At 64.8% G+C, this 7,849-nt stretch carries 5 protein-coding genes and 1 pseudogene; 4 read left to right on the top strand and 2 right to left on the bottom strand.

Going from position 1 to position 7,849, the window contains the following annotated elements; translation table 11 throughout:
• Positions 1 to 351, bottom strand: a 351-nt coding sequence (locus tag EOA60_RS11080; RefSeq protein ID WP_164899262.1) for an EamA family transporter, incomplete at its 3' end; no start/stop codon positions are given.
• 264 nt (positions 352 to 615) lie between these two features.
• On the opposite strand from EOA60_RS11080, the gene EOA60_RS11085 reads away from it, so the two are divergent.
• From EOA60_RS11085 to EOA60_RS11095, 3 genes and pseudogenes are all read left to right on the top strand, one after another.
• A complete protein-coding gene (locus EOA60_RS11085; RefSeq protein ID WP_127335519.1) occupies positions 616 to 1,608 on the top strand; it encodes an adenosine kinase in 993 nt (330 codons plus the stop codon).
• A gap of 250 nt (positions 1,609 to 1,858) precedes the next feature.
• Positions 1,859 to 2,533: a hypothetical protein gene (locus EOA60_RS11090; protein WP_095799246.1), complete on the top strand. Its 675-nt coding sequence runs from the start codon at positions 1,859 to 1,861 to the stop codon at positions 2,531 to 2,533.
• Positions 2,518 to 3,354 (top strand): annotated as a pseudogene (locus EOA60_RS11095) (porin); the annotation flags it as partial. The gene EOA60_RS11090 and the pseudogene EOA60_RS11095, both read left to right, overlap by 16 nt.
• A 94-nt stretch (positions 3,355 to 3,448) precedes the next feature.
• Here EOA60_RS11095 and EOA60_RS11100 read toward each other — a convergent pair.
• Positions 3,449 to 5,728 carry an NADP-dependent malic enzyme gene (locus EOA60_RS11100; RefSeq protein WP_095824302.1) on the bottom strand — a complete coding sequence of 760 codons (2,280 nt, stop codon included), beginning with the start codon at positions 5,726 to 5,728 and terminating at the stop codon, positions 3,449 to 3,451.
• Between the two features lie 253 nt (positions 5,729 to 5,981).
• On the opposite strand from EOA60_RS11100, the gene mutS reads away from it, so the two are divergent.
• On the top strand, positions 5,982 to 7,849 hold a 1,868-nt coding region (gene mutS, locus EOA60_RS11105), incomplete at its 3' end, for a DNA mismatch repair protein MutS (protein WP_245502544.1).

Here is a 7,849-nt window from a genome sequence, read left to right on the forward strand (position 1 = left end):
CAGCGCCGTCAGCAGAAAGGTGAAGATCGGCGACGTCGCGTTGAGGATCGTGGCAAGGCCGGCGTCGATCGAACGTTCGGCGGCGGCGATCAGCGTGAACGGGATGACGCTGTTGAGGCAGGCCTGGAACATGAAGCGCCGCCACATGACCACCTCCCGCGGCATGACAAGGCCGCGCCAGCGGATGAGGCCAAGCAGAATGCCGCCGGCGATCAGCGTGCGCCCGGCGATGAAGGTCACTGGCGGGATCGTCTCGACGCCGATCTTGATGAAGGTGTAGGAGGCACCCCACAACACCGCCAGCAGGCCAAGCAGCGCCAGCTCGGTCGTCATCTCGGTCTTATCGGACATGGGATTTCGCGCTTTCAGCCTGTTTCGACGGCCCGTTCTAGCTCACACCGCGGCTTAGATGTTTCGATGACGCTCCAACCATAGCCGCCGTCGCCTCTAACGATATGGTCCAGTTCGGCGCGACGGCTGCCGCAGCAACCGGGCCGGAAGTCGGCGAAGCGGAAACCGGTGCCGATTTTCGGGGTAGGCAAAGCGGCTGCGAGCCGCTAGACCCGCGCGCGGCCGGCGTGGCAGAAAGCCGGACAGTCGTTGGCGGAGACATTGATGCCGGAATATGACGTGCTTTGCATCGGCAATGCCATTGTCGACATCATCGCGCAATGCGACGAGGCCTTTCTGGAAACCAACGGCATCATCAAGGGCGCGATGAACCTCATCGACACCAGGCGCGCGGAGCTCCTCTACAGCCGCATGGGACCGGCGATCGAAGCTTCAGGCGGTAGCGCCGGCAACACGGCGGCGGGCGTGGCGAGCTTCGGCGGCCGCGCCGCCTTTTTCGGCAAGGTGTCGAACGATGCGCTCGGCGACATCTACAGCCATGATATCCGCGCCCAGGGCGTGGCCTTCGACACCAAGCCACTGCAAGGCGAGCCGCCGACGGCGCGCTCGATGATCTTCGTCACGCCCGACGGCGAGCGCTCGATGAACACCTATCTCGGCGCCTGCGTCGAGCTGGGGCCGGAGGACGTCGAGGCCGACAAGGCGGCCGGCGCCAAGGTCACCTATTTCGAGGGTTATCTGTGGGATCCGCCGCGCGCCAAGGAAGCGATCCGGCAGACCGCGAGGCTGGCGCATGCGGCGGGGCGCGAAGTGTCGATGACGCTGTCGGATTCTTTCTGCGTCGACCGCTACCGCGACGAGTTCCTCGATCTGATGCGCTCCGGCACGGTCGACATCGTCTTCGCCAACAGCCACGAGATCAAGTCGCTCTACCAGACCGCTTCCTTCGAGGACGCGCTGGCGGCGATACGCAAAGATTGCAAGATCGCCGCCGTTACTCGCTCGGAAAAGGGCTCGGTGATCGTGCGCGGCGACGAGACCGTCACTATTCATGCGACCACAATCAAGGAACTGGTCGACACGACCGGCGCGGGCGACCTTTATGCCGCCGGTTTCCTCTATGGATACACGACCGGACGCAGCCTCCAGGGGTGCGGCGACCTCGGCTCGCTGGCGGCCGGGCTGGTGATCCAGCAGATCGGCCCGCGACCGCGCCAGAATCTGCGCCGCGAAGCGGAACAGGCGGGCCTGCTTTAGTTCCGCGGCGTCATCCCGGTCGGGCGCCAAATGAACCCGGCTGTCGCGCCGCTGTCATAGATCGCTCCTAGAGGCACATTGGGCGTTCCGCGACTGACATTTCGGGCGCCCGCAGCAGTTGGGGTGTCAAAAATGCAAGACAGCAACCTTCACGGTCGCTGCGTCCGTCACCATTGCGATAGCCGCTTTCCGCTGTAGCCGTTCAACGACGGCCCAGTTTGGGAGAAGCGCGGCCCCGCAAGACAGATGCATGACCAGATTTCAGAATCCGCCTGAAGGAACTTCGCAAGACGCCTTGGCCGGACTTGTGGCCGAGGCTGTGCGACAGGCTTTGATGCAGCATGGCGTCCTAAAGGACGCGGAGGCGCTGATCTGCGCCACCGCGATGGCCGGCGGTGTTGCCGCCGCCCTTCCGTTCCTGCCGCAGGCGCAGCGGCTTGCCATCACCTCCTTCAAGGGCAGCTGGACCGGGCTCGCCTCCGAATTCTTCCGCGCGATGGCGGAGAAGATCGCGCGCGCCGAGCCGCGCGACGCAGGCAGCAGGGACGAAAATCCGAAGATCGGGGCCGGCAAGCCCATCCCGCGGCCCTTTGCCGAGCGGGTCTCCGAGCTGCAGTCGATGCTGATCGAAGACTGGGCCGGCGAGGTCGCCGGGTCGACCTATCTGGAAGAGAAGTTCCGTATACCTCGCTCGACGCTGCACCGCTGGCAAAGGCGCGCTGAGGTCGTCGCGCTGCGCAAAGGCGGCCGCAAGCATGTCTTCCCGCTCGCCCAGTTCATCGACGGCAGGCCGGCCCCCGGCATAAGCGAGGTGTTGGCGGCCATCACCAATCCGAGATTGGCCTGGTTCTGGCTCGCTCATCCCTGCCCCGAACTGGATGGCCGCGTCCCCATCGAAATGCTGCGCGAGAGCTCGGCACGTTGAAGACCTACACCGAAACGCGCTTCAACTTCGGTGACAAGAACCTGGTCACCTCCAACGGTGAGGTTGACACCAACCCCGCTGCCAACAAGGCGCCCGACCTGCATTTCGCCTGGATCCAGCTCGGCGGCCTGCGCGTCGGTAAGGACGAAACGCCTTATGACCAGTTCATCGGTTACGCGGGCAATGTCATCCAGGACACGATCATTCCGTACGGCGTCAAGGACACCAACGTCGTCAGCTACTACTTCGATGTGGACGGCGGCTTCTCGGGCGTCATCTCGCTCGAAGAGGGCTCCGGCGTGACCGGCACGATCGACAGCTACGTTCCTCACGTCGTCGGCGGCTTGAAGTACAAGGGCGACTGGGGTGCGATCACCGGCGTCGTCGCCTATGACAGCAATTACGAGGAAGTCGCCGGCAAGGTTCGCTTGGACGTCAATGTCAGCAAGGAACTGACTTTGTTCGTCATGGGCGGCTACGGCACCGACGACAACCTCAATGACAATGCCGGCAACGCCATCGATGCCAGCGGTCGCGGCTTATACAAGCCGTGGGGCGGCAATTGGGCCGTCTGGGGCGGCGGCACCTACAAGTTCAACGACAAGACGGCGTTCAATCTCCAGGCTTCGGCCGACGACGACAAGAACTACGCTTTGGCGGCGAACGTCGCCTACACCATCGTGCCGGGCTACACGATCACGACCGAAGTCGACTGGAACCACTTCGGCCACTTCTACGACGGCACTCCGTTCGGCAACTGGACCAAGGCCGACAAGAAGGACAGCGTCGGCGGCATCGTCCGCTTCCAGCGCAATTTCTGATCGAAAGCTGCGACCCAAACAGAAAGGCCCGCGGCATCGCCACGGGCCTTTTTGCTTTTGAGTTCGGCAAAGGGCGGGGCGCGGCGGCCGCCCGTCAATTCCCCGCCGTATAGGCCGCGATCGCCGCCATGTTGACGATGTCTGAGTCCTTGGCGTTGAGCGAGACGATCTGCACCGGCTTGTTCAGACCGACCAGCAGCGGGCCGATGACGGTCGAGCCGCCGAGTTCCTGCAGCATCTTGGTCGAGATCGAGGCCGAGTGGAAGGCGGGCATGACCAGCACATTGGCCGAACCGGTCAGCCTGATGAACGGGTACTGCGCCATGGCGCGCGGGTTCAGCGCCACGTCGGCGGCCATCTCGCCGTCATATTCGAAGTCGACGCGGCGCTTGTCGAGGATGCGCACCGCCTCCTGCACCCGCTCGGAGCGCTCGCCCTGCGGATGACCGAAGGTGGAGTAGGCGAGCATGGCAATCCTCGGCTCGTAGCCCATGCGGCGGGCAAAGCCGGCCGCCTCCTCGGCGATGTCGGCGATCTGCTCGGCATTCGGCATGTCGTGCACGGCGGTGTCGGCAACCAGCACGGTGCGACCCCTTGCCAGCACGATCGAAACGCCGATCACGCGGTGGCCTGGCTTGGCGTCGATGACGCGGCGCACGTCGTCGAGCGCGGTGGAATAGTTGCGGGTCACGCCGGTGACGATGCCGTCGGCGTCGCCCAGCGCCACCATGCAGGCGGCGAAATGGTTGCGGTCGTTGTTGATCAGGCGCTGACAGTCGCGGAACAGGTAGCCCTTGCGCTGCATGCGTTCGTAGAGATAGTCGGTGTAGATCCCATTGCGGCGCGACAGCCTGGCATTGATGATCTCGAGGCCTTGCTTGTTGAGTTCGATGCCGGCGTTGCGGGCATTCTCCTTGATGACGTCGTCGCGGCCGAGCAGGATCGCCGTGCCCAGCCTCTGGTTCACATAGGAGACGGCGGCGCGCATCACCTGCTCCTCCTCGCCTTCGGCGAAGACGATGCGCTTGGGCTGGCGGCGGACGCGGTCGTAGATGCGCTGCAAGGTCGAGGCGATCGGATCGCGGCGGGCGGAGAGCTCATGCGCGTAGCGGTCGAGATCGAGGATCGGCTTGCGGGCGACGCCGGACTCCATCGCGGCCCTGGCCACGGCAAGCGGGATCGCCGAGATCAGGCGCGGATCGAAGGGCACCGGGATGATGTAGTTGGGGCCGAATTTCGGCCGGTTGCCCTGATAGGCGGCGGCGACGTCGTCGGGCACGTCCTGGCGCGCCAGCTCGGCGAGGGCGCGTGCGGCGGCGATTTTCATCTCGTCATTGATGGTGGTGGCCCTAACATCCAGCGCGCCGCGGAAGATGTAGGGAAAGCCCAGCACATTGTTGACCTGGTTCGGGTAATCCGAGCGGCCGGTGGCCATGATGGCGTCGGTGCGGATCTCGCCCACTTCCTCGGGCGTGATCTCCGGATCCGGATTGGCCATCGCGAAGATAATCGGGTTCTTGGCCATCGACTGCACCATGGCGGGGGTCAGCGCGCCCTTGGCGGAGAGCCCGAGAAAGACGTCGCAGCCGTCAAGCGCCTCGGCGAGGGAGCGCGCCTCGGTCTTGACCGCATGCGCCGACTTCCACTGGTTCATGCCTTCGGCGCGGCCCTGGAAGACCACGCCCTTGGTATCGCACAGGATGATATTTTCCGGCGAAAAACCCATCGCCTTCATCAATTCGATACAGGCGATGCCCGCTGCGCCCGCGCCGTTGCAGACCATTTTGGTGGTCTTCATGTCGCGGCCGGTGATCTCCAGCGCGTTGATCAGCCCGGCGGCCGAGATGATGGCGGTGCCGTGCTGGTCGTCGTGGAAGACGGGGATGTCCATCAACTCGCGGAGCCGCTGCTCGATGATGAAGCATTCCGGCGCCTTGATGTCCTCGAGATTGATGCCGCCGAAGGAAGGTCCGAGGAAGCGCACGCAGTTGATGAATTCGTCGGCGTCCTCGGTGGCCACCTCGAGGTCGATCGAATCGACATCGGCGAAGCGCTTGAACAGCACCGACTTGCCTTCCATGACCGGCTTCGAAGCCAGGGCGCCGAGATTGCCAAGACCGAGGATTGCGGTGCCATTGGAGATGACGGCGACCATGTTGCCGCGCGTCGTATAGTCGAAGGCGCGGCTTGGATCCTCCGCGATTGCGCGCACAGGAACGGCGACGCCCGGCGAATAGGCGAGGCTCAGATCGCGTTGCGTGGCCATCGGCTTGGTGGCGACGATCTCCAGCTTGCCCGGCCGACCCATGGCGTGGAATTCGAGCGCCTCCTGCGCGCTGACGGAGGGCCCGCTGCTTTCGGTTTTCCTGGCCATGATGCTTTTGATTTCCTCGCCTGTGCGGCACCGCTTGGGACGGCTGCTTGCTTATGGTTCCCACCGATTAAGGCTACACGCGGCGACTGTAAACCGACAAGCCGGGCGAAGCTGCTTCAACACAGAAGGCCGGCAATGCGGCGGACCGATTGACGGCGAGCTGGCAGCATGGCTCGCGCTTTCCCCTGCTTTTCGAGCCTCCGGCATTAAACCGCCCTGCCACATCTGCTAGCGTTCGGGCATGAACATGCACATGCCGACCGATACCGACGCCCAGGAAACGACGACGCCGGCGCCCACCATGGGCGGCGTCACACCGATGATGGAGCAGTATATCGAGATCAAGGCGGCGAACCCGGATTCGCTTCTGTTCTACCGCATGGGCGATTTCTACGAGCTGTTCTTCGACGACGCCGAAAAGGCGAGCCAGGCGCTCGGCATCGTGCTCACGCGGCGCGGCAAGCACCAGGGCCACGACATCCCGATGTGCGGCGTGCCGGTGCATGCGGCGGACGATTATCTGCAGAAGCTGATCGCGCAGGGCTTCCGCGTTGCCGTGTGCGAGCAGATCGAGGACCCGGCGGAAGCCAAGAAGCGTGGCTCGAAATCGGTGGTGCGCCGCGACGTGGTGCGGCTGGTCACGCCGGGCACCATCACCGAGGACAAGCTGCTTGCACCCTCGGAGTCGAGCTTCCTGATGGCGCTGGGGCGAGTGAAGGGCGGCAATGCAGCCAGCCAAGGCAGTTTCGCGCTTGCCTGGATCGACATCTCGACGGGCGCGTTTCGGGTGGCTGAAACCTCGGCCGAACGGCTGCTTGCCGACATTTTCCGCGTCGATCCGCGCGAGCTGATCGTCGCCGAGCCGGTGTTCCATGACGCGGAGCTGCGGCCGGTCTTCGACGTGCTCGGCCGGATCGCCAACCCGCAGCCGCCATCTTTGTTCGATTCGGCATCGGCCACGGGCCGCATAGCCCGCTTCTTCGAGGTGGCGACCCCGGACAGTTTCGGCACTTTTTCGCGTGCCGAGCTGTCGGCGATCTCGGGCGCCATCGCCTATGTCGAGAAGACGCAGAAGGCCGAACGGCCGCCGCTGTCGCGGCCCGAGCGCGAGGAGAACGGCTCGACGCTTTTCATCGACCCGGCGACGCGCGCCAATCTGGAACTCCTGCGCACGCTATCCGGCAGCCGCGAGGGCTCGCTGTTCAAGGCGATCGACCGGACCGTGACCGGGGGCGGGGCGAGACTGCTCGCCGACCGGCTGATGGCGCCGCTGACCGACCCGGCATTGATTTCCGCTAGGCTGGATTCGGTGTCGTTCTTTCGCGCCGAAGCGCGGCTTTGCCAGGGATTGCGAACGAGCCTGAAAAGTGTCGCCGACATGCCGAGGGCGCTCTCCAGGCTGGCGCTCCACCGCGGCGGCCCGCGCGACCTTGGCGCGCTCAGCGCCGGCTTCGAGGCCGCGGGCGCGATCGCCGCACTGTTTGCGACGACGGCGCTCCCCGCCGAACTCGCCGCGGCGCTCGCGGCGATCCATGGCTTGCCCAAGGCGCTCGCCCGCCATCTCGGCGAGGCGCTCGACGACGAATTGCCGCTCATCAGGCGCGACGGCGGCTTCGTGCGATCAGGCTACAATGCCGAACTCGACGAGATGCGGGCGTTGCGCGATGAGTCGCGAAAGGTGATCGCCGGGCTGGAGCGCTCATTGATCGAAGAGACCGGCATCCGCTCGCTGAAGATCCGGCACAACAATGTGCTCGGCTACTATATCGAGGTGACGGCCAACCATCATTCGATCATGACCGGCAGCGACGCTGCGAAGGCGCGCTTCATCCATCGCCAGACCATGGCCAACGCCATGCGCTTCACCACGACGGAACTGGCGGAGCTGGAATCGAAGATCGCCAATGCCGCCGATAAGGCGCTGAGCATCGAGCTTGCCACCTTCGACCGGCTGACGGCGGAAGTGGTGAGCGAGGCCGACAGCATCCGCGCCGGGGCCGAGGCACTTGCAGTCCTCGACGTATCGTCGGCCTTGGCGCTGCTGTCCGAAAGCGAGGGCTGGTGCCGGCCGGTCGTGGATTCCAGCCTCGCCTTCGAGATTGCCGGCGGCCGCCACCCGGT

Source organism: Mesorhizobium sp. M1A.F.Ca.IN.020.06.1.1, from assembly GCF_004023265.1.
GTDB lineage: Bacteria > Pseudomonadota > Alphaproteobacteria > Rhizobiales > Rhizobiaceae > Mesorhizobium.

What these genes read in the sequence shown, in the direction of transcription:
- EOA60_RS11085 (WP_127335519.1), top strand. Translation starts at nt 616, where the DNA reads ATGCCGGAATATGACGTGCTTTGCATCGGCAATGCCATTGTCGACATC.
- EOA60_RS11090 (WP_095799246.1), top strand. Translation starts at nt 1,859, where the DNA reads ATGACCAGATTTCAGAATCCGCCTGAAGGAACTTCGCAAGACGCCTTG.
- EOA60_RS11100 (WP_095824302.1), bottom strand. Translation starts at nt 5,728, where the DNA reads ATGGCCAGGAAAACCGAAAGCAGCGGGCCCTCCGTCAGCGCGCAGGAG.